Raw genomic sequence first — 25,851 nt, 5'->3', positions numbered from 1 at the left:
TGCGCGAAAGAGCCGTATGCCGGGCAGGTCGGCTGCGGGTGGCCGTCGGCACAGCCACCCGCAGCAACCTTCCGGGACTCCGGCGGGGCTACCAGGTGAGGACCGCGATGACCTGCTTGCCGAGGTCCGAGGGGCTGACGAAGAGGTCCGCCCCCAGGGCCCGGACGATCTTCAGACCGCGGCCGCCCTGATCGATCCGCTGCCCGCGGCCATGACGCCCGGACAGGTCTGTCGAGCCGTCGCTGACGGCGACGCCCACCCGTCCCGGCTCCAGACCGACAGTGAGCGCGTAGGGCCCGTCGGCATGCAGGACGGCGTTGGTGACCAGCTCCGACACGATGAGCACGAGATCCTCTGCCACGGCAGGGGGACAGACTGCCGTCTCCCGGGCCAGGAGCAGTGCCGCGGTCTGCCGGGCCTGTCGCGCCGCCCGCGCGGCCGACGGGAGCCGGATGTGCAGCGTTGCCGGACATCCGCAGGACGCGATGGCGGTGTCCATGACCATTCCTCACAGTGAGCGGCCCTCCGGGGGCAGAGGCCGGGCGGAGGGGAACGGAGCGGGGCCCCGGTCGTCCCGGAACCCCACTGCGGTCTGCCGGTCAATGCCACTTGTCGTGGCAGTCCCAGTGGGCGGGAACCCAATGGCTGACGTAGTGGCCGGGCACCCAGTGCTGCTTCCAGTGGCCCTTGCCCCACCATCCGTCGTGCCACTTCCCGTGGTGGTCCCGGTGGCCCTGGTGCCAGGAACCCTGGTGCCACCTCCATTCCCAGTGACCCTTGGCCCACTTCTTGGCCCACTGGCCCTTGACCCAGGTGCACTGCTCATGGCGGTCGTGCCGGTGGTCATGGTCGCCGGTGACCACCGAGGTCACCGCGGACGGCGCCGGCGCGGCGTTCGCCGTGGCGGAGACGCCCAGCACGGACGCACCGGCCAGAAGTCCGGCCGAGGCCGCCCCGGCGGCCAGCCGCCGCGCGCGCAGGGATGCGCTCATCGCACTCACCTCCTTCAACCCGTCGATCGATGCGTTCCGCGGGCCCCTCGCCTTCGGGGGCCTCCTATGGGTAATTCGGGGCGAAATGCCTGACGGATTGCGCGCGCCGCGAAAAGGTTGTGCGGCCGATCCGGGGGCTCTCCACCCCCGCTTCGCTGCCGTACCGAACTGCTTGAGGACCGCCTGATCGACACCCTCCTCGTACGTTTTTCCCCGCCCCGCCCCCCGCCCCCGCCCTCGCGCTCACCCTCGGTCACCGCACCCGGCGGGTTCACTCTTTCGGGGGTCGGACCAATCCGCTGGGCGGGGGGCTGCCGAATGCCGGGTGTGAGCAGCTTCCGCAGGACTCCTTCCCGCGCCGCAGTGGGCACGTCGGCCGGTCTTCTGGCCGCGTTCACCGCGCTCGCCGTGGCCGAGCTGGTCGCGGGGCTCCTGCGGCCGGCCGCGGGACCGGTGACCGTGGTGGGCGGCGCGTTGATCGACCGGACCCCGGCCGCGGTGAAGGACTTCGCGATCCGTACGTTCGGCGAGAACGACAAGGCCGTCCTGCGGTTCGGCATCCTCGCCGTCCTTGCGTTCCTCGCCATCGGCCTGGGCGTGCTCGGCCTGCGTCATCGGCGCATCGCCGCCGCCGGTGTGCTGTTGTTCGGGATCGTCGGCGCCGCCGCGGCCCTCGGCCGTCCCGACTCCACCGGCGTCGGTGACGCATTCCCCTCGATCGCCGGAGCCGTTGCCGGCGCCCTCGCTCTCTACGTCCTGGCCTCCCAAGCACCCCCCTCGGCGGCCCCCGCTGCCGGCGAAGGCGGGGTGTGGAGCAGACGCGGATTCCTCACCGCGGCAGGCGTGACCGCCGCCACGGCGGCATCGGTGGGCCTGCTCGGGCGCTTCCTCTCCGGCCGGCAAGGGCAGGGTGCTGTCGTCTCCCGCGAGAACCTGGTCCTTCCCGAACCCTCGTCACCAGCCCCTGCCCTCCCCGCCGGAGCCCGGTTGAAGGTGCCCGGCATCAGCTCCTTCACCACCCCCAACCGCGACTTCTACCGCGTCGACACCGCCTTGACCGTCCCTGAGGTCGACGCCCGGACCTGGCGGTTGCGGATCCACGGAAGGGGCGTCGCCCGCCCCCGCACGTACACCCTCGACCAGCTCCTGGCCCGTCCGCTCATCGAGCGCGACATCACTCTCACCTGTGTCTCGAACGAGGTCGGCGGCCCCTACGTCGGCAATGCCCGCTGGCTCGGCGTCCCCCTCCGCGACCTTCTCCGGGAGGCCGGCGTCAGGCCCCCGTCCCACGGCGGCACGGCGGATCAGCTGGTGGCCCGTTCGGTGGACGGCATGACGCTCGGCTCACCCGTCGACGACGTCATGGACGGGCGCGACGCCATGCTCGCCGTCGGCATGAACGGCGAACCGCTGCCCTTCGAGCACGGCTTCCCCGTCCGCATGCTCGTCCCCGGCCTGTACGGATACGTCTCCGCCTGCAAGTGGATCGAGTCGATCGAGCTCACCACCTTCGACGCCTACGACCCGTACTGGGTGAAGCGCAGGTGGGCCCGCCGGGCGCCGGTCAAGACCCAGGCGCGCATCGACACCCCCAAGCCCTTCACGCGCCCCGCCGCCGGTGCCGTCGTCGTCGCGGGCGTCGCATGGGCCCAGCACCGCGGCATCACCCGCGTCGAGATCCGCATCGACGACGGCCCCTGGCAGGAAGCCGACCTCGCCACCCAGGACAGCCCCGACACCTGGCGCCAGTGGTCCTACCGCTGGAACGCCACCCCCGGCGGTCACACGCTCACCGTACGCGCCACCGACGGCACCGGATCGGTGCAGACCGAACAGCGCACCCGCACCGTCCCCGACGGGGCGAGCGGCCGGCACAGCGTCTTCGTGACCGTCCCCCAGATCCCCAGGGCCGGCCCGTAGACCGGCCCTGGCAGTACAAACCCACGCCGTATCCGACCTTCCTGACAGCTCTTCAAGGAGTAGAAGACGATGAACAGCATGAAGTTCCGCCGCACCGCGATCGCCGTCGCCGCGGCAGCCCTGCTGCCCCTCTCTCTGGCCGCGTGCTCCGACTCCGGCAGCGACACCAAGGCCGCCCCCACCGCGGCCGCCGGGGACGAGGCGAAGACGGACACGAACACCCCGTCGAACGACGCGACGACCGGCGACCAGCCCTTCGGCCCGGCCTGTGCCGGCGTGCCCAAGGAGGGCGCCGGTTCCTTCGACGGCATGGCCGAGGACCCCGTGGCCACCGCGGCCTCCAACAACCCGGCCCTGTCGACCCTGGTCACCGCGGTCAAGAAGGCCGGGCTCGTGGACACGCTCAACAACGCCAAGGACATCACGGTCTTCGCGCCCACGAACGACGCGTTCGCGAAGATTCCGAAGGCCGACCTCGACAAGGTCCTCGCCGACAAGGACATGCTCACCAAGATCCTCACGTACCACGTCGTCGGCCAGAAGCTCACCCCGAAGCAGCTGGAGAACGGCAGCTTCGAGACCCTCCAGAAGGGCATGATCACCACCGCCGGCTCGGGCGAGTCCTACAAGGTCAACGACACCGCGAACGTGGTCTGCGGCAACGTCAGGACCGCCAACGCCCACGTGTACATCATCGACACCGTCCTGATGCCGAAGTAGACGCCTGATCCTTCCGTCGTGGGAACGACCGGTGGTCCCGCCCCTTCCGAACAGGAAAGGGGCGGGGCCACCAGCACGACCGCGCTCCCCGTGGGCGATCCTCCGGCGGCGCCCGTCATCCCCGGATTCCCGTACCGGGCCATCGCCGGCCTCGTCTCCGACCGCGACACCACCTGAAAAACCACCAGCTCAGGACCGTGTCTCTCCGACACGATCACGCACCGGCTTGTCAGCGCCGGACCGTTCCCGTGCCTTGCGGTCGTTGTACGGCTCCTGATCCCCGCGCCGACTCCGGCGCGGGGGTCACGGATCCCGGTGCCCGCCGGGTGGGGCTGCCCGGCTCTCGAGGGTGCCGGGTGGACCCGGCGAGGGATCGCCCGCCGCGAGGTGCTCCAGGACCTCCGCCAGTTCCTGGCAGGCGCGGCGCACCGACCGGCGGGTCGCGCGCTGCTCGGTGATGACGGAGGCGAGAAGCAGGGCGGTCAGGGCGGCGGAACCGTTGAACGCCTGGAGCTTGACCATGATCTCGACGTCCGTCAGGTGGAGGAACGCGCCCCGCCCGGAGGTCGCCTCGAAGGTGGTGAGCACGGAGGCGAAGAGCGCGCACAGCATGCTTCCGGCGAGCTGGAAGCGGAGCGCTGCCCAGATCAGCAGGGGGAAGACGAGGAAGAGGATGCTCATCGGGCTGAGCACGGCCACGGGCACGAGGACCAGGGTCGTCAGCCCCAGAAAGGCCGCCTCCTTCCAGCGCCGTACCCGGAACCGTCCGGCCGGCCCCGCGAGGACGAGCAGGAGCGGGGCGACGAGCAGCACCCCCATCGTGTCGCCCACCCACCAGGCCAGCCAGGCGGGCCAGAACTCGCTCTTGTCCAGGGAACCCTTCGCCACCTGCAGTCCGACCCCCGCGGTCGCGCTGATCAGCATGGCGCCGAACCCGCCGAGGAAGACCAGGGAGAGTCCGTCCCGCAGCCGCGCCATGTCGCGCCGGAAGCCGGCCCGTCTCAGCAGCAGGAAGGCGCAGAGCGGCGCGACGGTGTTGCTCGCCACGGTGACCACCGTGGTGGGCCCCGGAGCGGTGAGGGAGGCGATGACGAGGAAGGAACCGAGGGCGATCCCCGGCCAGACCCGCGCGCCGAGCAGCAGGAGTGCGGCGACGGCGACGCCGGTGGGCGGCCAGATGGGGGTGACCACCACGCCTTCGACGACGAGGCGGCCCATCAGGCCGAGTCGTCCGGCCGCGTAGTAGCAAACCGCCACGGCCAGCGACATCAGGGCCGTCTCGGTAAGGGGCCGGAACTGCCGAATATCCAACACGTCAGCCATCAGACACCGGCCGGGCCGCCACGACCGGGCAAGGACCCCTGCGTGTCGGGCGCCGCCGCACGGCACGGGCCCGGGCCGGTCCGAGAGCCGACCCGGGCCGAGAGTCGATCCGGGCCGAGGGCCGATCCGGGCCGAGAGTCGACCCGGTCCGAGAGCCGATCCGGACCGAGGGCCGGCCTGGGCCGAGGGCCGGCCCAGCCCGAGGCGAGCCCCTCCCTTCACTCCTCGGCCGCCGACCGGGCCGGACCGCCGTCATGGCCGACGACCAGGACGGCCGCGTCGTCCTCGTGCCCCACCGTGGCCGCCAGCTTCATGACGGCGGAGGCGAGCGCGTCGACGTCCAGCCCGGCGACGGCGGTGATCCCGGCGAGCCGCGTCACCCGGTCCAGACCCTCGTCGATGTGGAGCGAGGGCCCCTCCACCACCCCGTCGGTCAGGAGGACGAAGACACCGTCGGCGGTGAGCCGGTGGCGCGTGGTCGGGTAGTCGACGCCGCGGAGCACACCGAGCGGAGGCCCGCCCTCGCTGTCGTCGATGCCGGAGCGGCCGTCGGTGGTGGCCCAGATGTGGGGGATGTGACCGGCCCGGGCGCATTCCAGGGTGCCGGCAGCGGGGTCGAGCCGCAGGAAGGTGCAGGTGGCGAAGAGGTCGGCGCCCAGGGAGCTCAACAGGTCGTTGGTGCGACCGAGCAGCTCTCCCGGGTCTCCGGTGACGGAGGCCAGCGCGCGCAGTGCCACGCGGACCTGGCCCATGAAGGCGGCGGCCTCGATGTTGTGCCCCTGCACGTCACCGATGGACATGCCGATCCGCCCGCCGGGCAGGGAGAAGGCGTCGTACCAGTCACCGCCGACGTTGAGCCCGTGGTTGGCGGGCTCGTAGCGGACGGCCAGCCGGGCGCCCGGAAAGCTGGGCAGGTCCGAGGGCAGCATGCCGCGCTGCAGGGCCACGGCGAGCTCGACACGGGAACGCTGCGTCTCGGCCAGTTCCCGCGCCCTGGCGGTCAGCGACCCGAGCCGGACCAGAAGGTCCTCGCTGTTGTCGGCCGGCCGTCTGCGGAACATCGCTCACTCCGACGTCACGACAATCCTCGCATCAGTCCGCCCCGTCTCCAGCACGCGGGACCACAGGGGACCACCTCGGTACGAACAGGTCCTTCCCCACTCTGCCCGGAGGGGACGGCGTCCGCATCTCATCGGCGGAGAACGCGGCGGATCCCGGCGGGCCACCCCACACCACCGGAAACGAACAATCGTTCGGCCGGATCGAAGGCATCGCCCCGTCCCCGACCTCCGTCCGGACCGAGCGGGCCGACGCCGCGCGACCCGCCCGGCGGATCACCTCGCCGCGCCCGCCCGAGCGCCGAGTCGACATCGGACGCCCTCCACCACCGTGAGGCGGTCGGGGACCGTCTGGCCGAGCTCCTCGATCTGATCGTCGAACGGTGAGCACGGCCTGTAGTCGGGCCGGACGGCGGCCGCGAGTTCCGTGACCGCCGGTGTGAGGCCCGGACGGGCGGGTGCATGCCCGGCCAGGAGCGCTCTCGGCCCTCAGTTCGAGACGGCCTCGGCCCAGCCGCGGTTGACGGCCTCTCTTGCCTTCTCCGTCTGCGCCTCCGTCGGAAACGTCGGCGTGCCCTCGACCGTCGGCAGTTTCCCCGCGGCGGTCTTGTCGAGGGTGCCGTCCTTCTCCATGGCGTCCATGAGGACGGGGCGCGCATAGGCGCCGAGCCGGAGGTTCTGGCCCTCCGGGCTGAAGACGTACTCCTGCCACAGACGTGCCGCCGCGGGGTGCGGAGCGTCTTTGTTCACCCCGTTCGCGTAGTACTGGGCGAAGCTGCCGTCGAAGGGGATGGCGGTCTGCCAGTCGACGTCCGTGCCGTTCTCGCGGAACTCGTCGGCGTATCCGAGGTTGAGGAAGTCCCAGTCGATGCTGATCGGGGTCTGGCCCTTCGCGATCGTGGCCGGGGTGGATTCGACCGGGATGAAGTTGCCGTTCTTGCTGAGCTCGGCGAAGAAGTCGATGCCGGGCTGGATGTCGTCGAAGGAGCCCCCGTTCGCCAGGGCCGCCGCGTAGACCGCGGCGAAGGCGGAGCCGGACTTGGTGGGGCTGCCGTTGAGCGCGACCTTGCCCTTGTACTCGGGCTTGCGCAGGTCGGCGAAGGTCGCGGGGCAGGTCTTGACGCGCTTGGCGTCACAGCCGATCGAGATGTAACCGCCGTAGTTGTTGTACCAGCGGGCCCTGCCGTCCTTCTGTTCCTCGGGGATCTCGTCGTACGCGGCGACCTTGTACGGAGCGAGCAGGCCCTGCCGTGCCGCGGACTGCGCGAACGAGTCCCCCATGTCGATCACATCGGGGGCGCGGCCTCCGCCCCTGTGCTCCTTCAGGGCGTCGATCTCGTCCTGGCTGGTGCCCTCCGGGTTCTCCACCATGACCTTGATCCCGTACTTCTTCTCGAAGCCGTCGATCACCGCGCCGTAGTCGGCCCAGTCGCTCGGGAGCGCGATCGTGTGGAGCGAGCCCTCTTTCTTCGCCGCCGTGGTCAGTGCTGCCATGCCGCCGGCGTCCGCGGCGGAGGTGGCCACCGCGGGTGCTCTGGGCGTGGTGCCGGGCTTGTCTCCGCAGGCGCCGAGGGGCGCCGCGAGGACCAGGCAGGCGGCGACGAAGGCTGTCGGGAGACGAGGTGTGGGCACAAAGGCTCCGTAACGGGCGGTCGCGTACTGATCGAGGCCAGCGTACGTTCGGCGGCCTCGGCGGCGCAGTCCCAGACGATGGTGTCCGCTGTCTTCCCTGCGGCCGCCGTACCGGCGCGTTCTCAGGACCCCTCGTCGTCCCACCCGGCCAGGAGCGCCTCCCCGAGATCCATCGCGGGCGGCGCGGCCCCGTCGAGGAGGGACTGCTCGCTCCAGATGATCTTGCCGCGGGCGGTGTAGCGGGTGCCCCAGCGCTCGGCGAACTGCGCGACGAGGAACAGGCCGCGACCGCCCTCGTCGGTGGCCTCGGCCCGGCGCAGGTGCGGGGAGGTGCTGGACCCGTCGGAGACCTCGCAGATCAGGCTGCGGTCGTACAGCAGCCTCACCCGGATGGGCTCGGTGCCGTAGCGGATGGCGTTGGTCATCAACTCGCTGAGGATGAGTTCCGTGGTGAAGGCGATCTCCTCCAGGCCCCAGTCCGCCAGTCGGCGGGCGCAGGCGTTGCGCACCGGGGACACCGCCGCAGGGTCGGGCCGCACGTCCCACTCGGCGATCCGCGAGGGGTCCAGTCGGCGGGTGCGGGCCACCAGCAGCGCGACGTCGTCGCTGGGCCTGCTGGGCAGCATCGCGTCGATCACCGCGGTGCAGGTTTCCTCCGGGGTGCGGGCGGGCCCGGCCAGGGCGGCGCGCAGCGCTGTCAGGCCCGCGTCCGGATCGCGGTCGCGGCTCTCGATCAGCCCGTCGGTGAAGAGTGCCAGCCGGGAGCCTTCGGGCAGGGTGACCGTCATGGTCTCCATGGGCAGGCCCTCGCCCAGGCCCAGCGGCGGGGAGACCGGCACCTCGGGCAAGGACACGGTTCCGTCGGGGCGGACCAGGGCGGGGCCCGGATGCCCGGCGGTGGCGGCCGTCACCTGCCCCGAGACGGGATCGTAGACGGCGTACAGGCAGGTGGCTCCGGTGATCCCCTGCCACTCCTGCTCGTCGGTGTCGATGTGGGCGACCAGCTCGTCCAGGTGGCTCAGGAGTTCGTCCGGAGGCAGGTCGAGGGTGGAGAAGTTGTACACGGCGGTGCGCAGGCGGCCCATGGTGGCGGCTGCGTGGAGACCGTGGCCGACGACGTCGCCGACCACCAGGGCCACCCGGGTGCCGGGCAGCGGGATGACATCGAACCAGTCACCACCCACACCGGCCTGAGCAGCCAGATAGCGGTGCGCGACCTCGACGGCGGACTGCTCCGGTACGCCCCGGGGCAGCAGGCTGCGCTGCAGGGTGACGGCCATGGTGTGCTCGCGGGTGTAGCGGCGGGCGTTGTCGACGGCCAGTGCCGCCCGGGCGGTCAGCTCCTCGGCGAAGGACACGTCCTCCTCGTCGAACGGCGGGGAGTCCTGCCCCCGCCAGTAGCCGGCCATCCCCAGCACCACGCCCCGGGCCCGCAGGGGCACGGCGATCAAGGAGTGGATGCCGCGGTCCAGGATCCGCAGGGCGTTGGCCGGGTCCTGGGCCCGCCAGCGGTGGGTGGTGCGCAGGTCCGCCTCCAGGACCGCGCGGCCGTCGGCCAGGCCGGCCGCCATGGGGCTGGTGGGAACGAACCGGATCAGCTCGCCGACGGGGTAGAGCGGGTGGTCGCCCTGAAGGCCGACGGCGGCGGTGCGGCGCATCTCGGTGCTCGCTTCGGTCGGCTCCTCGCCGCGCAGCACCGGGTCCAGCAGGTCGACCGTGACCACGTCGGCGAACCGCGGGACCGCCACCTCCGCCAGTTCCTCCGCGGTGCGCTCGACGTTCAGCGTCGTTCCCACCCGCACCCCCGCGTCGTAGAGCAGCTTCAGCCGCTCGCGGGCCGCCTCGGCCCTGCCGGAGAGTGCCCGCAGCTCGGTGGTGTCCCGCAGCGTGACGACGGTCCCGGCCTGCCCGTAGGGGGCGGTGGGCCGGACGTTCACCGACAGCAGCCGATCGGTAGCCATGTGCAGCTCGTCGGTCGCGGAACGGCCCGATGCGATCGGCTCGGCGATTCCCTCCTCCAGACCCAGGTCCGTGACGGGGAGGCCTTCCGCGTCCACGGGCAGACGCAGCAGCCGCCGCGCCTCGTCATTGGCCAGCAGCAGCCGTCCACCGCCGCCGATGATCAGCACGCCCTCCCGCACCGCGTGCAGCACCGCGTCGTGGTGCTCGTACATCCTCGTCATCTCGGCCGGTCCCAGGCCATGGGTCCGGCGCAGCAGCCGACGGCTCACCAGAGCGGTTCCGCCCGCGGACAGGGCGAGCACAGCGGCCGCGCTGCCGAGGACGACCGGCAGCTGCCGGTTCACCATGCTCTGCACGTTCTGGACCGTGACCGGGGAGGAGACGATGGCGAGGACGCGGCCGTCGGAGTCCTTGACGGGGACCACCGACACCACGGACTGTCCCAGGGACCCTTCGAAGGTGTCGGTGAAGGACTGGCCGGCCGCCGCCTTGGAGAAGGGGCCGACGACGTGCTTCCCGATCTGCCGCGGGTCGCTGTGGGCGAGGGTGACCCCGGAGAGCGTGTACACGTTGATGCCGTCGACCCCGGCGACCTCCCGGGCCGCCTCGGCGCTCGGCTGCAGCACCGCGCTCGGATGGGGGCTGCGGAGGGCCGCGACGATTCCCGGAGATTCCGCGAACGTTCCGGCGGCGGCGAGCGTACGGTGCCGGGCGTCCACCATGCCGGCGCTCCGGGCCTGCACCACGAGCGCCACCACCGCGGCGGCGACGAGCAGCACCACGACGGCCAGCTGCAGGAGGAACACCTCGCCGGCCACGCTGCGCACGCTCAGAAGGGAGGACAGACGCTGCGGCCGCCGTGCCTTCCCCCTGGGGGGCCGGGCGTGCTCCTGACGCTCCTGGTGGCTTCCCGAGCGGGGACGCCGAGAGGGAGGGGAGGAGCTCGTGGTCGAGCCGAGCAGCCGACGTCGGACTCGTCCAAGCAGGTCGCTCATACCTCATCTTCTAACCTCTGGGGGCCGTCGGCAGCGGGGAGCGACGGTCGCCGAGCCGGCGAGCCGGGTCCCCTCCGCAGAGCGAGGGCGTGGCGCGGAATGCCCGTGGTGTCCGGATAATGGATGGAACGGCGAGTGGAAGGGGACATCTCGTGCCATCGGCCAGGCCGGGGGGCGAGGAGACCCACGGCCCGTTCTGGTCCGAGCCGGGGACGCTGCTCGAGCACGTGCCCGTGGCCGTCTTCGGCCTCGACGACGAGGGCCTCGTCTGTTACTGGGGGCCCGGCGCGCGGGACCTCTTCGGACATGACGCCACCGCCGTCCTGTCGAAGCCCGGCGCCGTTCTCTTCGCCGACGGGCCCCCGGGCGCCCCCGACCCGTGCTCCCTGCTGACCGAGCGAGGCCGGACCCAGGGTTACTGGAGGGGGCGGCTGCCGGCCCGGCATCGTGACCGCACCGTCTTCGACTGCGGCTTCCGGGCCTTCTCCGTGACCGGATCCGGCGGACCTTCGGTGGTGATGGTCCTGGCGAGCCGCAGTGACGAGCTCGATCGGGTCAAGACCAACCTCGCCTTCCTCGACGCCCTCTTCGAGACCTGCCCCATCGGTCTGGTCATGCTCGACCAGGACCTCCGGTACGTCCACCTCAACCAGGCGCTCGCCGACATGGACGGTCTGCCGATCGAGGCCCACCTCGGGCGGCGCATGGACGAAATCATGATCATGTCCGACGGCGGCGAGTACCGGCGCATGCTCCGCGGCGTCGCCCTGGGCGGAGCACCGGTCGTGGGGACCCTGGTGGGCATGCGTCCGCGGGGGCATCCGGACCGTGATCAGGTGCGGTCGGTGAGTTTCTTCCCCCTGAGCCAGGCGGTCGGCTCGCGCCCCGGAGTGGGCGGGCTGATGCTGGACGTGACCGACCGGGAACGGGCCATCCTGGAAGCCACCGCCAGCCGTCGACGGCTGGCCCTGCTGGACGGGGCCTCCACTCGCATCGGGACCACCCTGGACGTGAACGTCACCGCCCAGGAACTGGTCGACGCCTCGATGCCGGACTTCTGCGACGGCGCCGTGGTCGAAGTCGTGGAGTGGATGGACGAGGTGGAGGACTTCGACCCGGCGCGACCGCTGTTCACCCGCAGGATCGCCTCCGGGACGATCCTGCCCCCTCCGGCCACCGAACTCGTGAGCGGGGTGGAGACGGTGCGGTACCCGCCCGGCTCCGTCATCCACGACATGCTGAGGACCGGTCGCGCCATCTCCGCCGTGGTGAACGAGGAACTCCTGGCCCGGACCGTCCTCATCGAGTCACGCTCACGGCTCTTCGCGGAGAGCGGACTGGCCTGCGTCCTCGTCGCCCCGCTCATCGCCAGGGGCACGGTCCAGGGAATCGCCATGTTCGGCCGGTCCACGGGCCGACCGGCCTTCACCCGGGACGACGTCAGCCTGGCCGGTGAGCTCGCCTCACGGGCTGCGATCTGCCTGGACAACGCCCGTCTGTACAGCCGTGTCCAGGACATCGCCCTCACCCTGCAACGGGCTTTGCTGCCCAGCGCGTTGGCGACCAGCCCGTACGTGGACGTGGCCCACCGGTACGTACCCGGCAGTCGGATCACCGAGGTCGGCGGAGACTGGTACGACGTGATCAGCCTGTCCGACGGCCGAGTCGGTCTGGTGGTGGGCGACGTGATGGGGCACGGTGTGTCGGCCGCCGCGGCCATGGGCCGCCTTCGTATCACCACCAAGGCTCTGGCCAGGCACGACAGCGAGCCCGACGACCTCCTCACCGAGCTCGACGCATGCGCCCAGGAGGCAGGCATCGAGCTGGCGACGTGCCTGTACATCGTCTACGACCCGAAGAGCGGAAGAGCCCGCATCGCCAGCGCCGGCCACCCCCCGCCCCTGGTGCTCCGGCCGGACGGCACAGTGGAGACCATCGACGACGTCCTGGGAATCCCTCTCGGCGTCGGCGGCTGCCCTTTCCGGACGATCGAGATCGAACTCCCCGGGAACGCGAGTCTCGCCCTGTACACCGACGGCCTCATCGAGACACGAGGCGCGGACCTCGAGGTCGGTCTGAAGGCGTTGCGCGCCGAACTGGGCGGGGACCCGGGCCCGTTGGAAGCAACCGCGGACCGCATCCTCGCGAGCCTGCTGCCCGCCCCGCCGGCCGACGACGCGGTTCTGGTCCTCGCCCGCGTCCGCCGCGCCCGTTGAGGAGGCGTCGAGCCCGGTGTGTCTCGGCAGCCGCTGGTGCGCGGCCTGCGGCAGGCGGGCCCGCGGCAGGTCGCGGCGGACGGTGACCACGTCGGCCGGGTGGCCGGCCCGCGCGTACCGTCCCCAGACGAAGACGGCCGGTCCCTCGTCCGGTCCCCAGGCGGACTCGGCCTCCCGCAGGCCGCGTTCGGCCCACTCCAGGACCTCGATCGTGCGTCCCGCCACCTCCGGCTCCCTGGCGACCAAGAGGTGTGCGTGGCCGTTCGCGACGTCCCCGATCGGTCCGTCCGAGTCGTCGATCTCCCCGTACGTCCGCTCCGAGGCCCGCAGGGCCTCACGGGCCACCTCCACCGCGTCGGCGGCCCGGCCGCTCGCCGTCAGCGCCCGCAGGATGGTGACCGCCTCCGCCGCCTGCTGCCCGTAGCGGAAATCGCCCTCCCGCCCGTACGGGCAGTCGCACCAGCCGGCGAGCCCGCCGTCCTCGTCCTCGGTCAGCTCGACCTCGTAGGCGTCGCTTCCGTCCGCGACCGCGTTGATCACCACGTCCCCGATCTCCAGCCGGGACACCGTGGACGGATGGCCGAGCCCCGCTCGAAGGAACGCGCCTCGGCGAGCCGGCGCAGGTCTTCCTCGGTGAAGCCCGGAGCATGTGTCACGGCGTTCGTCGAACCGGACGGGAACCACTCACCACCGGATGTTCAGGATGGTCCGACCTGGCCTGATGGTGCGTCGGAAAAGTCAGCCATCGGTCGGCGTGAGCTCTGCGACCCCTGGGGACTGCTGACCGGACAAGCGAATGGTCGTACGCTCCGAAGGCCACCCTTGGCCTGCAAAAAGCGGGCAGGGAGCAGACAGATCGGGAGTCATTCCGTGCGTCGTGCCATGTTCAGGTCCAAGATAAGATCTGACCATGTGGCGTCGCCGCAGGTCAGGGGCATCATGTGCCCCCCTCAGGTCAGCAAACGGTCAGCATGCGTCCGCATGCTGTCCCCGCGTGCTGACCACCGACCCGCAGCAGGCGCCTGAGCATGATACTTGGGCTGGAACGGATGGTTCGCGACATGGCCCGACAGCTCGCCCGCGTCATGGGTTCCTTCTTCAAGGACTGCGGCTGCGCCAAGCCCACCCGCGCCCTCACCCGTACTCGATCCGTTTCCGCGACGCCCTCGGCAGGCAGCGCGAGGAGTCCGGATACGCCACGCAGGACGACGCGGTCGAACGGCTCACCCAGCTGTACGTGGAGAAGAAGACCACGGCGCCGTCGGTGGCGGCGGCCCGCCGTGAACTGGGTCAGCTGACGGTCGAGGAGTACGCGAAGCAGTGGCGGCCGAGGCAGCGCCGGATGACGGACTACTCCACCGGCGAGCATGTCGACAGCTCGATCAACGTGCACATCGTCCCGCGTCTGGGAGCGCGGAAGCTGAACTCGGTCACGCCGATGGTGGTGGAGCGGTTCCTGGACGAGAGGGAGAACGAGGGGGTCGGCCGGGGCAACCAGGTGAACATCTCCCGGGCTCGGACCGCAGGCAACCTCGTCTATGCGGAGCAGAGCGGCCTGTCCTCGGCCGGCGGCTTCCTCGTGACGGAACCGCTCCGGCGTCTGCTCGCTGACCACCGGACCGAGCTGCCGCAGGCTCTCGTCGTGGGCGCGAAGGGGGCGGGTAAGACCTTCATGTACGCGAAGGCCTGTGCCGCGCGGACGTGGCAGAAGTTCGCAGAGCAGTCCGGGATCAGGGGCGTCACCGTCGAAGCGCCCATCGTTCCTGTTCTGGAGTCAGCGAACCTGGAGTACGGGGATCTCGAGCCGCAAGACCTGCGTGATGCTTTCGCGTCGGCGAGCGGTCACATGCCGCAACGGAATGTCACCAGCTCCAGCATCTCGGACCGGCTCAAGGCCGGTCTGGGCAGGCTAGGTGGTCAGGATGAGCTTGGGTGGCGGAGCCTGTGGCTGGAATGCCTGGCCATGGCCTGCGGACTGGAGGTCTCGGAGCAGCGGACTTCAGAAGAGGCATTGATCGAGCTTGGCCGGCGGGCCAAGGCGGTCTTCGTGATCGATGGCCTCGAGGACCTCATGCAGAACCTGGACAGTGACACGAAGCGCACTGCACTGCGAGTTCTGCTGATCGACGTCCTTGGATGGCTCCGCTCCCTGCGCGGCCGCCCCTTCGGTCTTGTGGTCTTCGTCCGGCGTGACCTCGTCACCGGCGCGGTTCGGCAGAACAGCGGCCAGCTCCTGGGTCGGTACGATCACTACGCCCTGCATTGGAGCAAGGAAGAGGCCCTGCGTCTCGCCCTGTGGGTGACTGCGCACGCCGATGCACTGCCCGAACCCATTTCGCTTTCCGGGATCACCGATCTCTCGGCGGACGAGTTGATCGACAGTCTCATTCAGGTGTGGGGTTGGAAGATGGGAAGCGCGAAGTCCCGTGAGGCGCGCTCCCACCTATGGGTCCCTGCGGCCCTGGGTGACTTCAACGGCCAGGTGCAGGCGCGAGATGTGGTGATGTTCCTCGCAACAGCAGCCAAGAACTCTGAGCAGTACAACGATACGGTGGACGACCGTGTGCTCGTCCCCACTGCCATGCGCAAGGCCTTGCTGGAGTGCAGCAGGAACAAGATTATTTCAGTGGGGGAGGAGAACAAGGAGATCGGCCGGCTACTGGTGCACATGCAGGGACTCGGCCACTCTGTCCTGGTTCCGTTCGAGCTCGAGCAGGTCGAGTTGACCGTGGCGGATGCGGACCTGCTGATTGAATCCGGGGTCTTCAGTAAAGGGGCCGACGGGCGCTACTGGGTGCCGGAGATCTATCGACATGGTCTTGGGTTCAACAGTGAGCGCCGCGCGCGGGTGCTCTGGTAGCAGGCCGCAGCCTCAGGTGCTGGTGAAGGGACGCAGGTTCGATTCCTGTCGTCGCGAATCGAAAGAGTCGCAGACCAGAGGCCGTATCGGAATCGTCCGATACGGCCTCGAGATTCCTTCGGGGCCGATCGAGGGTTACGGCGGTTGGAGCGGCTCGCGTGGTGGTGAATGCCGCGGGCAGCGGCGGGCGAGGCGTGCGGAGCGCCTGGGGTGTGGAGACGATGCCGGGTGCCTTGCCTTGATTCGGCCAACCTGCTACACGGTTGGTGATCTGTGCGGACCGAGGTTCTGGGGACCTTACGAGCTGGTGCGTGATAGTGACGGAGTCGTGTTCGCCTGATCGGGGTCGTGATCACGCGGCGGTAGTGCGGTCGGCGACAAGGCCGGCGATGGCCCGGTAGGTGTCGGGCAGGCGGTCGCGGCGGTGGGTCCAGCGGGCCGACTGCTTCCAGCGTTTGTGGTCGGCAAGCGCGTGCTCGACGGTGATGCGCTTCGACGAGTGCCGGTGCCGGGCTTCCTCTCTGGCTGAGTGCACGTGCGACAAAGCGATCTTGTTCGGCTTTCTGGGCGGTGTGATCGCCCGCCCGGGGTGGTCGCGGCGGAGGCCCGGATATCCGTCGTCCAGGAGAACCTCCACATCAGGAAAGTGCCGGAAACAGACACCGATGCCTTCGTTGCGCGTGGCGGTCGCGTCATGCATCCGTCCTGGTCGCAGGGCATCGCTCCAGAGCGTGCGGCCCTGGTGGTCGGCGATGACGGTGGCCTTCATCGTGTTCTGCTTCTTCTTCCCCGAGACGAACGCGCGGCGTCCGCCGCGGCCGGCCAGAGGACGGCGGACCTGGATCTCGGTGGCGTCCAGCCGCAGCTCGACGCCCTCAGCCTGGGCATAGGCGAACACATCGGCCAGGGACTGCAACCGCAGGCCAGGACGGTCGGGAACAGTGCACCCCCGCTCGGCCAAAAGCACCCGTATCTCCCCGATGGCCCGGGTGACAGTGGAACGATCGACACCGAACAGCAGAGCAAGCACCGAGTGCGGGAGATCGTGCCGCAGATGGATCAGCGTGGCGACCAGCCGGTCGGTGAACACCAGCCGATGCCTGGCACCGACCCCTGCCTCACGTTTTCTGGCCCCGCCGCGTGCCTCGTGACGGCGTCCCTCCACAGCGGCCTGCCACGGGCCGGCCAACTCCTCAACCAAGCAAGCCAGGTGGTGCCGGAAGATGCCGGTGAACAACTGATGCGCGAGAACCGCCCGACTGGCCATGATCACCACAGCTGGATCATGCCACCCACCAGTACAGACACCTCACCCGCTATCACGCACCGGCTCGTAAGGCCGGGCCTGCGGCTGGAGGCCCTTGACCAGGGTTGATCGCGGGCCCGAACCTTCGCGGGTTGATGTCGTCGATCTTCGGAAGGCCGGGGTGGCGGTCGAGTTTCTGACGGATGAGCAGGCGTCGCCTGTGAAGCATCGCCTTCCGATCTCCGGCGGCGACTCTTCGCGGAGGGATTGGTTTAGGTCGGATTTATCTGTGGCGGGCCCTGTGTTTTATATTTTGCCGTTCACCTGGGGCCCGCACAGTTGCCTGTCTGCCTGCGTGGGTCCGTTGCCACGTGAGCGTCTTGCCGTGAGAAGTGGGGGCTATAGCTGGGTCGATCCTCTGGGGGAATCCCATCCGATGGCGGATATACAGCAGACAGACGATTCCCGTTTTCCGAAAATCTGAATCATCTGGATTATTACTGTCTGTCGCTTCGCTGCACCTTGCGATGGAGTGAAGCGAGCAGAACGCTCACTCTCCGAGCAGGTTGAAGACTGGCGGTCGCCCGCATGTGGCGGCTGTGTGCGGTGCATCCGTGCGACTTCGATCAGGCCGGGCCTTGATCAAATGGGGAAGATGTGGAGCGCCCGCCCGCTATGAAGCTCGCGGAGGTATTGGCGGAGATCCGTTTGAGCCCGCCAGTCTTTTACCCACTGCGGTCGCGGGGGGTGAATGCTTCGAATGATCAAGATGCCGAACGGTGAACTCGGTGTCGTCGTGCAGATTTGGATGCCTGGTGGGAGGTGCATAGCGCTTCTCACGCTGATCGGGGCGGCCAGTGGGGGCCTGCCGGGAAAAGTTCAGGTCAGGCGCACTTCTTCGTGCCCCTAGAAGAAGCCGAGCTTCTTCGGGGAATACGACATGAGTGAATTTTTCGTTTGCTGGCGGTACAACACCTGCGCCCGTATTGATCAGCCTAAAAGGTAGTTGTTGCGGCCTTCTGGCCGGGCCTGATGTCGCCCGCACCGCCCTGAACGCGGCACTGATCACGGCGCTACGGAGCGCTGGAGCCCAGGCCCGTCAGACCGCCACCCAGCTCCTTCGAGACTACGAAGTGGTCTCGTTTCCCGTCCGGCCGGACGGGTCGGACACCGATCCCGATCCAGCGCAGCGAGACCATACCGCTGTGACCGTCAGGGTGATGATCGCGTCGGGCGTCATGGCGGGGCTCGTCGACGTGCATTACCTCGACCCGGATCTCTGCATCGTCCCCAGCCTGATCGAGCTGGACGCCACCAGATGGCTCAGGAATAACCAGGCACGCGAGGAACACGTGTGGTGGCGGGACTGCCCGTCTTGCGGCTACGCCGGCAACGTGTACGGCGAACTCGAGGCCACACCATGCCGATGTGAGGAGTGGAAGGAGGAATGCCAGCACTCCGGCGGGGTCATCGATGTAGGGACCGTCGAATCCTTCTCCTGCCCCTTCCGTGGCCTCGTACTGAGCAGCCGTGGAGAGCTTGTTACGGCAGGCATCGAGTCACGCACGGAAGCCCTGAACCCCGCGGAGTCCTGGTGAGCTAAGAGGTGACCCGCCTGAAGCGTGTTGCAGAAGGTTGCGTTCGGGCAGGTCAGGGCCGGTTTGCGGCCGGTCCGGTCATGCGGCGAGGACGAGGTCGTGCATGTGGGCGACGGCCTGGACCGCGTAGTGGAGGCCGTTGCCGCGCTGCTGGCAGTCGCGGAGGATCTTGTAGTGCTTCATGCGGGCGAAGGCGTGCTCGACACGGGCCCGGACCTTGCGGTGCTCGGCGTTGTCCTCCTCCTCGCCGGGCAGCAAAGCCCGGCCGGGGCGTTTGCGGTGCGGGACGACGAGCCCGGTGTTGATGTAGGCGCCGTCTCCCAGCACGGTCACGCCCTCGCAGTGCCGGGCCAGGCCGGAGTCCCGGCCAGGCCTTCGCGTCCGCGGTGTTGCCGGCCACCGGCCGGGCCGCAACGATCACCAGCTTGGTATCGGCATCGATGACGACCTGCACGTTCGCCGAGAACCGGTAGTTGCGGGAGGACGCGCCGGTCTTGCGGTCGCGGACCGGGATCAGGGTGCCGTCCACGATCCACAGCCGCTCGACCGCGTCGGTGGGGCGGGTGGCCGGCTCGATCGCGAGCAGCGGCCGCAGCCGCTGGATGACCCGGCAGACCGTCGCCGGCGAGCAACCGAACAGCGGCGCGAGCTGCCGCATGGTGAGGTTCGTGCGGTAGTACACGGCCACCAGCAGCACCCGGTCCGCCAGCGGCAGGCACCACGAACGGCCGCCACCGGGCCCGTTTCCGCCCCGTTCACGCACGGCCTTCGACAGTCGCTCGAACTGCCGCATCCGCAGCCCCGTGAACGTCTCCACCCACAACGAATCAGCCCTCAACACCCCGCCCGTACAGGGGAAATGCCCGGCCCCTGCCCAACCCGTCGACCGGCGGGTGAGCGGTCACGGCAAGGCCCCCGGGGTGGGTTCCCGGGGGCCTCGGCGGTGGGGTGGGGTCAGCCCGGCAGCGGGCGGTCCCGCTGGACGACGGCGTCGGTGTGCGCCGAGCCGTCGGCGACGCTGGTCACCCGGTAGCCGCCCTTGTGGAAGACCCAGTACCAGTTCTGGGCGTTGCCCGGCTGCCGGCCCGGCACGGGCTGGACGGCGTCGACGTGCTCCACCCCCGCGAGGGACGACCACAGGGAGATCTCGTTGTCGCCGCTCTCGCGGCGGTCCCGGTACCCCCCGGCCTGGAGGGAGATGATCCGGTACCGCTGGCCCGCGGGTGTGGTGTGGAACATCCAGTAGTGGTACCGGCCGTCACCCCCGGGCTGCTTGTCGGGGATCGGCAGCACCGCGTCGACATGGGTGACCGGGTCGGGCGCGGCGTCGAACGAGGTCCACTGGCTCAGCGGCCGCGCCCGGTTGCCGTCCACCCTGACCCGGACGGGCTCCTGTCCGTCGACGAGGACGTACCGGTAGCGCTGCCTGCCGTCGTCGCCCGTGAAGAACAGCCAGTGGCCGGACTCCCCGCCGACCTCCTGCCGGCCCGGGACGGGCCAGGCGGCGTCGACCCGCTCGATGTCGTGCAGGTCGTCCCAGAAGGACAGCGGCCGCCCGTCCGGGTCTTCGAGCGCGAGGGTGGCGTCGCCACCGCCGACCGAGGAGCTGAGCGGGACGGCCCTGCCGCCCTGGAAGGCGAGGTAGCGGCCCGGGTGACCGGGCCGGGGGACCACCGCGTCGACCGGCCGCGCCTGGGGATCCGGCACGGGGGTGACCGACCCGCCGCTCTCCAGGCGCCCCTGGGCGAGACCGCGCAGGGTGCTCAGGGAGGGGCTGAAGGCGTACACCGCGCCCTCGGTCCTCACGAACGGACGGAACCCGAGCGTCGTGGTCTGCCGCTCGCCCGCCGCGTTACGGCTCTCGAAGCTGACCTGGCCGTCGTTCACATCGGTCAGCTGCCCGCTCACCATGGGGTCGGGGCCCGGCCGGTGCGGGCGGTCGTGCGGGAAGTCGGGGTCGTTGACCCAGTCGGCCTGGATGAACTCGAACTGCCGCACCAGGTCGGCCTGGTAGCAGACGAAGACGAGCCCCCGGGGGTCGTCGGCGCCGGCTCCCTCGCCCTGGGTGGGGTTGAAGGGCCGCCCGTAGGGGATGCCCCGGCGGATGATGCGCCGCTCGTCCATGAACCTCTCGTCGACGAGCTCGCCCTCGTCGACCAGTCCGTCGCGCGGGTTGGTCTTGCGCAGGTGGGAGAAGAGCGGGGTGACCAGACCGTCGGGGTCGTCCTTGAAGGTGATGTCGTTGTCCGGCTCGGGCTCCGGCTTCCCGGCCGGCTTCATCGGGCAGTTGGCGACCGACGCGCCGGACGGCCAGCGGCCCACCAGACGGGCGGCGAGCCACTCCTGGGTGGTCCGGTCGTCGACCGCCTTGGCGGCCTTGAGCCGCTTGAGCTCGACGCCGACCTGCGCCCACCAGCCGGGCACGTCCTGGTGGAGGCGGCGCAGGACCTGGAAGGAGCCGTTGCGCATCCAGGGCGGGACACCGGTGGGCCGCTTGCCGTCGCCGGTGGCGTCGACGACGAACTTGTCGGCCGAGATCAGCCGGGTGCCGGGGTGGCCCAGCACATAGCCGGGGCGGGCCGGGTCCTCCTCCTCGAAACCGCACACGCCCGGCTCGCTGACGCCGTCCTTGAAGCCGAAGTGCTCCTTGCCCGCGGAGTCGCCGGGCAGGGTGGTCCCGTCCTGCTGGAAGACCACGACGGCCCCGGCGCGGGAAGCCGCCTCACGCTGCCGGGCCAGCTCGTTCCTGAGGTCGTCCTCGGTGTCGCAGGCGATCGTCAGGACGGCGTGCACGACGCGGGAGTGGTCGTAGCCGAACAGCCAGCCCTTCGGGTCGCTGTCGTCGGTGTCTCCCAGGGCCAGCGCCCGGTCGGACGCGCCCTGGACGAACGCCTCGACCGTGCTCCCGCCGGGCACGGAGTCGAAGATCTTCTCCTTGTTGGTGAAGAACTGGAGTCCGGGATGGGTGAGCGCGAGTCCCAGCCAGGTGGCCTTGAGGTGCTGGGGGTCGTCGCCCATCGAGTTGCGCCGGGCCTCGCTGAACCGGGCGTTGAACTCGGCGACCTGCCGGGTGGTGGCGATCTGCGGGACGAGGGCCTCCAGCCAGGAGCGGGCGGCGGTGACGTCGCCGAACTGGAGGAGGAGCAAGGACACGTTGTCCTTCTTGAAACCGGCCAGGATGTCGCCCTGGATCTCGGTGCTGTCGCGCAGCGTGAGCTGAGCGGGCATGAGTCTCCCTGAGGGGGTCGGGGACGGACGGGGAGAGGCGCGGTCAGGCGCCCGGGCGCAGCTGCACCCACTGGGCGGTGCTGGGCACGCCCCGGTCGTCGAGCAGGAACAGCAGGTAGTACCCGGGGGGCGCTTCCTCGGCCGAGGCGGGGGTGCGCAGCACGAGCTTGTTGCCGGCGCGGCTGGTGATGGGCAGTTCGAGCCGGCGCTGGCTGGTGTCCACCGAGTGGGTGGAGGTGATGGGGGCCATCAGCACGGCCCGGCTGACCCGGTCCGGGGTGCTGGTGCTGACCCGCAGGTTGGCGGCGTACCCCTGCGGGGTGGTGGGGACGCCGGACAGGGCCGGCCGGTCGCCCTGGTGCAGGTAGGCCGGCTCGTAGATCTCGATCGTGCCGTTCATGTCGGACTTCACGTCCGGGTCGTTGGCGATCTGCTGGAGCTCGTCGCCGGTGACCATGATGCGGCCGTCGGGCAGCAGCACCGCGTTGGAGTGATAGGCGCGCGGCAGTCGCTGGACGGGGCCGAGGCGCCACTGGCCGCTGCTGTCGCGCAGCTCGATCTGCCGGTACTTCTCGTCCGCGTTGGGGTTGTACGGACCGTTGCCGTAGTCGCGGATGTCGTAGCCGCCGTTGACGGTGAACAGCGTGCCGTCGGGAAGGATCAGCGTGTCGTCCTGGGTGCGGCCGAAGGCACGCGGAGTGTCCTTGGTCCAGCGGCCGCCGGAGAACTTGTAGGTGTTGGGGTCGTTGCGGTTGCCGCCGAGGATCAGCACGGAGTCCGGGCCGTTGACGCCGTTGGGCAGGGCGACGGCGGAGCCGTAGTTGCGCATGCCGCCGTCGGGCCGGTTGGTGAGCTTGCGACTGGTCTCCTGCTTCGGGTCGAAGACGTACTGCTCGTCGTAGTTGCGCCCGAACCCGTAGATCAGGCCGTCGCGCAGCGAGAACAGGTGCGGGTAGTCGACCGTGAACTCGGCCTTGACGGACCACCTGTCGAGCGACTGGCCCCGGGGCCTGGCCGACGGGTCCAGGGAGACGGCCGTGCCCTTGGCGGGGAAGCGCTCGATCGACTTGGACAGCACGCCCCATCCGACGTCGCCGTGGCCGGAGGTGATGAACTGCCGGCCGTCGGCGCCGGTGACCACCGTCGGGTACCAGCGGCCCTCCGCCATGTCCTGCTGCTGGAGCCAGGTCTCCTTCCACGGGTCGAAGACCAGCGCGAGGTGCGCGCCGGAGCCGTGGTTGCCGCCGAGGTTGCCGCCGAAGACGCCCACCATGCCGTTGGGCAGGTAGGAGTGCCCGGCGCAGAAGATCGGCGCGGGCCGCGGCTCGTCCGTGCCGTCGTCCACCTCGACCACGGGCGGCGGTACGGCCTTGAAGGCGGAGGCCTTCGTGCCCTCCTCCGGGTCCCAGACGTAGGCGCGTCCGGCGTTGTCGCCGCCGATGACGTCGGTGGGCGCGGTCTCCTTGTTCGGGCTGTCCTCGACGGGCTCGAAGGAGAACAGCAGGACCTTGCCCGTGGGCAGCAGCGCGACGTGGTCACCGAAGTCGGGACTGGGGAAGTACTCGGTGAACTTGCCCCAACTCTCCGCGTCGAACGCCGAGTTGATCTCTTTCTGGGACTCGGTCAGTCGCTTGAGGCTGCGGGTCCGCATGGGCTGCGAGTAGCCGTGGTCCATGGCCCGCATGCCGATGCGGTCGCGGGCCAGCTGTTCGGCGGCGCCCTGGCCGAGGGCCTTCGCCTCGGCGGGGCGCACCTCCGCGCGGACCTGTTCGTCGGTGATGCGGACGCCGCCCGACCGGACGGGGGACTCGTGCGCCGGGGAGGGCTTCGAGCGGGCGGACGGGACGGAGGCGCCGGCGGGCGCGGTGGCGGACAGTGCGATCGCGGCACAGCCGACCGCGAGCGCCCATCTCCCTCTGCGGGACATCAGGCTCCTTAAGAGCGCATGGCAGCCACCCGGACAGAGCCGGGTGACCACGCAGGGTGACTGAACGAGGCGAGTAGATCACACACCGTAGCGATTCGGGGGCTGGTGTCCGAGCGGAACGATTCAGCATGGCCCGTTGGTGTCCCGCTCTGCGTGTCCGCAGGGGGGTGGAACGGCGCGCTGCTAGCAATGGGCCGACTCCCCTTCCCCTGCTCCAAGGAGGACCACTACCATGCGCACGACTCGGGCCGCTCTCGCGGCCGTCGCGAGTGCCGTGACCCTGCTCGGCCTCTGCGCCGCCCCGGTCGCGGCGGACCCGCCCCAGCCGCCGCGCCACATCACCGGCAAGGTGATCCGCGGCGGCGCCGACGGCCGCCCCCACGAGCTGTTCTGTCCCGCGCCCTTCCAGGCCTACAGCGGCGGCTTCACCATCAAGGCCCGCAAGGGCGCCCGCTTCATCGAGGAACCCGCCGACCTCCTGGAGAGCCGCCCCAACGACACCGCGACCGGCTGGATCGTCGCCGTACGCAAGGGCCAGCTCCTGCCGTCACCGCACCCCCACCGCGCGCACCCGCGGATCGAGCCGGCCGACCTGGTCGTCCACGTCGTGTGCACACAGGACATGCCGACGCACGGCATGTGACCGTCCCCGCCGCGGGACCGCCGGCGCCTCGTCCCGCGCCTGCGGTCCCGCGGTGCTGAACTACCCTGGCCGGTGTGCTGCGTGATGTGACTGCTGTTCGATACGTGACCCCGCTGCGGTCCGGCGGCTCCGTGCCCGCAGTCGTGGAGGCCGACGACCTGGGCACGTACGTCGTGAAGTTCACCGGCTCCGCGCAGGGCCGCAAGGCGCTGGTCGCCGAGGTGATCGTCGGCGAGCTGGCCCGGGCCCTCGGGCTGCGCTTCCCCGAACTGGTGCTGGTGCACTTCGACCCGGCCGTCGCCGCGCACGAGCCGCACCAGGAGGTGCGCGAGCTGCACGGGGCGAGCGCCGGCCTCAACCTCGGCATGGACCACCTGCCGGGCGCCCGCGACTTCACCCCCGAGATCGCCGAGGTCCTCCCCGTGGACCCGCTGGAGGCGGGCCGGATCGTCTGGCTGGACGCGCTGACCGTCAACGTCGACCGTACGGTCCAGAGCTCCAACCTGATGGTGTGGCCGACGCTGGGCACCGTACCGCCGCGGCTGTGGCTCATCGACCACGGAGCGGCGCTCGTCTTCCACCACCGCTGGGACGGCGCGGACCCCGCCAAGGTGTACGACTTCCGCCACCACGCCCTCGGCCTCTACGGCCCCGACGTGCGCGCGGCCGACGCCGAACTCGCGCCGAAGGTGACCGAGGAGCTGCTGCGCGGGATCGTCGCCGGGGTGCCGGACGCCTGGCTCGCCGACGGCGGGTTCGCCACGCCCGACGAGGCGCGCGAGGCGTACGTGGCCCACCTCCACGCGCGCGTGCGGGCGTCGCGGCAGTGGCTGCCCACCGATTTCCCCGACCGGGACGAGCTCGCCGCCGAGGACGCGCGGCGGGCGGCGAGGAACCGGCGAGGGCGCCCCGCGTGGCTCAAGCAGGTCCCCGACCTGCACGGCAAGCCCGCGGCCGAACAGGATTGGTCGGTGCACCTGGGATGACGTCCGGGACCCGCCGGGTCCGGATCGAGTACTCACGCAGTGCCGCCGGCTGCCGCGCGCGGCAGCCGGCGCAGAAGCTGCTGACCACCTTCGAGGCCGAGCCGGACGAGCCGGCCCTCAAGTCCGGCACGGGCGGGGTGTTCGTCGTGCGGGTGGGCGACGAGGTGGTCTGGGACCGGCGCGAGCACGGCTTCCCGGAGCCCACTGCGGTCGAGCGGGCCGTACGCGACCGAGTGGCCCCGGGAAAGCCCCTGGGCTCTGTCGCTCCAGCCATGTGAAGACCGCGGTCCTCTTGTGGAGGACCTTGGCGTTCTTGCCCCAGCCGAGTTCGTCCCCCTTCAAGCCCGGTTTCGACGCTTCCCTGCGGACCCGGCTCGTGGACATGCTGAGCATCGCGGCGACCTCAGAGGTCTCCATGAGGACGGGCTCGACGGGTCGGCGCCTGCGAGGTCGGTCGTTTTCGGAGGGGTGCGGTTGCGGTTCCATGGGTGAGACGGCTCCTCGAGGCTGCTCTGAGGCTGATCGCGGTGCCGGGTCGTGCTCTG

Annotated in this window: 18 protein-coding genes and 2 pseudogenes; 10 read left to right on the top strand and 10 right to left on the bottom strand. The window is 70.4% G+C overall.

The genetic code is table 11. The annotated features are described in order from the left end of the window. Window positions 1-88: 88 nt before the first annotated feature. Both ACIGW4_RS26030 and ACIGW4_RS26025 read right to left on the bottom strand, forming a co-directional pair. Window positions 89-499 carry an ATP-binding protein gene (locus ACIGW4_RS26030; RefSeq protein ID WP_359588656.1) on the bottom strand — a complete coding sequence of 137 codons (411 nt, stop codon included), beginning with the start codon at window positions 497-499 and terminating at the stop codon, window positions 89-91. 100 nt (window positions 500-599) lie between these two features. Then, window positions 600-992, bottom strand: a complete 393-nt coding sequence (locus tag ACIGW4_RS26025) for a hypothetical protein (RefSeq protein ID WP_399583093.1) — start codon at window positions 990-992, stop codon at window positions 600-602. Between the two features lie 318 nt (window positions 993-1,310). Here ACIGW4_RS26025 and ACIGW4_RS26020 point away from each other — a divergent pair, with 318 nt between their 5' ends. The 3 genes from ACIGW4_RS26020 to ACIGW4_RS26010 all read left to right on the top strand — a co-directional run bounded on the left by ACIGW4_RS26020 (window position 1,311) and on the right by ACIGW4_RS26010 (window position 3,809). Further along, window positions 1,311-2,912, top strand: a complete 1,602-nt coding sequence (locus ACIGW4_RS26020; RefSeq protein WP_399583091.1) for a molybdopterin-dependent oxidoreductase — start codon at window positions 1,311-1,313, stop codon at window positions 2,910-2,912. Between the two features lie 69 nt (window positions 2,913-2,981). Next, window positions 2,982-3,632: a fasciclin domain-containing protein gene (locus ACIGW4_RS26015; RefSeq protein WP_399583090.1), complete on the top strand. Its 651-nt coding sequence runs from the start codon at window positions 2,982-2,984 to the stop codon at window positions 3,630-3,632. 18 nt (window positions 3,633-3,650) lie between these two features. Continuing rightward, complete coding sequence (locus ACIGW4_RS26010) at window positions 3,651-3,809, top strand: hypothetical protein (protein ID WP_185094704.1); 159 nt, start codon at window positions 3,651-3,653, stop codon at window positions 3,807-3,809. Between the two features lie 126 nt (window positions 3,810-3,935). Here ACIGW4_RS26010 and ACIGW4_RS26005 read toward each other — a convergent pair whose 3' ends face one another. From ACIGW4_RS26005 to ACIGW4_RS25990, 4 genes are all read right to left on the bottom strand, one after another. Further along, window positions 3,936-4,955 carry an MASE1 domain-containing protein gene (locus ACIGW4_RS26005; RefSeq protein ID WP_123456594.1) on the bottom strand — a complete coding sequence of 340 codons (1,020 nt, stop codon included), beginning with the start codon at window positions 4,953-4,955 and terminating at the stop codon, window positions 3,936-3,938. A gap of 218 nt (window positions 4,956-5,173) precedes the next feature. Beyond that, the gene (locus tag ACIGW4_RS26000) at window positions 5,174-6,016 is read right to left on the bottom strand and encodes a PP2C family protein-serine/threonine phosphatase (RefSeq protein WP_399583087.1); all 843 of its coding nucleotides are present in this window, start codon (window positions 6,014-6,016) and stop codon (window positions 5,174-5,176) included. Window positions 6,017-6,502: 486 nt separating this feature from the next. Beyond that, window positions 6,503-7,645 carry an ABC transporter substrate-binding protein gene (locus tag ACIGW4_RS25995; protein WP_399583085.1) on the bottom strand — a complete coding sequence of 381 codons (1,143 nt, stop codon included), beginning with the start codon at window positions 7,643-7,645 and terminating at the stop codon, window positions 6,503-6,505. Between the two features lie 122 nt (window positions 7,646-7,767). Continuing rightward, a complete protein-coding gene (locus ACIGW4_RS25990; RefSeq protein ID WP_399583083.1) occupies window positions 7,768-10,434 on the bottom strand; it encodes a SpoIIE family protein phosphatase in 2,667 nt (888 codons plus the stop codon). Window positions 10,435-10,754: 320 nt separating this feature from the next. Between ACIGW4_RS25990 and ACIGW4_RS25985 the strand changes: the two genes are divergently transcribed. The 3 genes from ACIGW4_RS25985 to ACIGW4_RS25975 all read left to right on the top strand — a co-directional run bounded on the left by ACIGW4_RS25985 (window position 10,755) and on the right by ACIGW4_RS25975 (window position 15,678). Beyond that, complete coding sequence (locus ACIGW4_RS25985) at window positions 10,755-12,818, top strand: SpoIIE family protein phosphatase (RefSeq protein ID WP_399583081.1); 2,064 nt, start codon at window positions 10,755-10,757, stop codon at window positions 12,816-12,818. Window positions 12,819-13,029: 211 nt separating this feature from the next. Continuing rightward, window positions 13,030-13,242, top strand: coding sequence for a hypothetical protein (locus tag ACIGW4_RS25980; protein WP_399583080.1), 213 nt, complete (start codon window positions 13,030-13,032; stop codon window positions 13,240-13,242). A gap of 570 nt (window positions 13,243-13,812) precedes the next feature. Then, window positions 13,813-15,678 (top strand): hypothetical protein, encoded by a 1,866-nt coding sequence (locus ACIGW4_RS25975; RefSeq protein ID WP_399583078.1) that lies wholly within the window; start codon window positions 13,813-13,815, stop codon window positions 15,676-15,678. Between the two features lie 352 nt (window positions 15,679-16,030). Here the strand turns inward: ACIGW4_RS25975 and ACIGW4_RS25970 are convergent, their stop codons facing one another. Further along, a complete protein-coding gene (locus tag ACIGW4_RS25970) occupies window positions 16,031-16,945 on the bottom strand; it encodes a transposase family protein (RefSeq protein WP_399583205.1) in 915 nt (304 codons plus the stop codon). Between the two features lie 1,184 nt (window positions 16,946-18,129). Here ACIGW4_RS25970 and ACIGW4_RS25965 point away from each other — a divergent pair. Beyond that, window positions 18,130-18,522, top strand: a complete 393-nt coding sequence (locus tag ACIGW4_RS25965) for a hypothetical protein (RefSeq protein WP_399583076.1) — start codon at window positions 18,130-18,132, stop codon at window positions 18,520-18,522. 78 nt (window positions 18,523-18,600) lie between these two features. Here the strand turns inward: ACIGW4_RS25965 and ACIGW4_RS25960 are convergent. From ACIGW4_RS25960 to ACIGW4_RS25950, 3 genes and pseudogenes are all read right to left on the bottom strand, one after another. After that, window positions 18,601-19,315 (bottom strand): annotated as a pseudogene (locus tag ACIGW4_RS25960) (transposase family protein). Window positions 19,316-19,476: 161 nt separating this feature from the next. Next, window positions 19,477-21,750, bottom strand: coding sequence for a Dyp-type peroxidase (locus ACIGW4_RS25955; protein WP_399583075.1), 2,274 nt, complete (start codon window positions 21,748-21,750; stop codon window positions 19,477-19,479). 43 nt (window positions 21,751-21,793) lie between these two features. After that, entirely contained in the window at window positions 21,794-23,677 is a 1,884-nt protein-coding gene (locus tag ACIGW4_RS25950) for a galactose oxidase-like domain-containing protein (RefSeq protein WP_399583073.1), read from the bottom strand. A gap of 232 nt (window positions 23,678-23,909) precedes the next feature. Here ACIGW4_RS25950 and ACIGW4_RS25945 point away from each other — a divergent pair, with 232 nt between their 5' ends. From ACIGW4_RS25945 to ACIGW4_RS25935, 3 genes and pseudogenes are all read left to right on the top strand, one after another. Continuing rightward, complete coding sequence (locus ACIGW4_RS25945; protein ID WP_123456601.1) at window positions 23,910-24,320, top strand: hypothetical protein; 411 nt, start codon at window positions 23,910-23,912, stop codon at window positions 24,318-24,320. Between the two features lie 74 nt (window positions 24,321-24,394). After that, window positions 24,395-25,306 carry a HipA family kinase gene (locus ACIGW4_RS25940; RefSeq protein ID WP_399583070.1) on the top strand — a complete coding sequence of 304 codons (912 nt, stop codon included), beginning with the start codon at window positions 24,395-24,397 and terminating at the stop codon, window positions 25,304-25,306. After that, window positions 25,303-25,584: pseudogene (locus ACIGW4_RS25935) on the top strand (SelT/SelW/SelH family protein). Before ACIGW4_RS25940 ends, ACIGW4_RS25935 begins: the two are co-directional and overlap by 4 nt. Window positions 25,585-25,851 lie beyond the last annotated feature (267 nt).

It is taken from the genome of Streptomyces sp. NPDC053513 (genome assembly GCF_044544765.1).
Classification (GTDB): domain Bacteria; phylum Actinomycetota; class Actinomycetes; order Streptomycetales; family Streptomycetaceae; genus Streptomyces; species Streptomyces litmocidini.
This window is presented reverse-complemented; position numbering and strand designations above follow the sequence as displayed.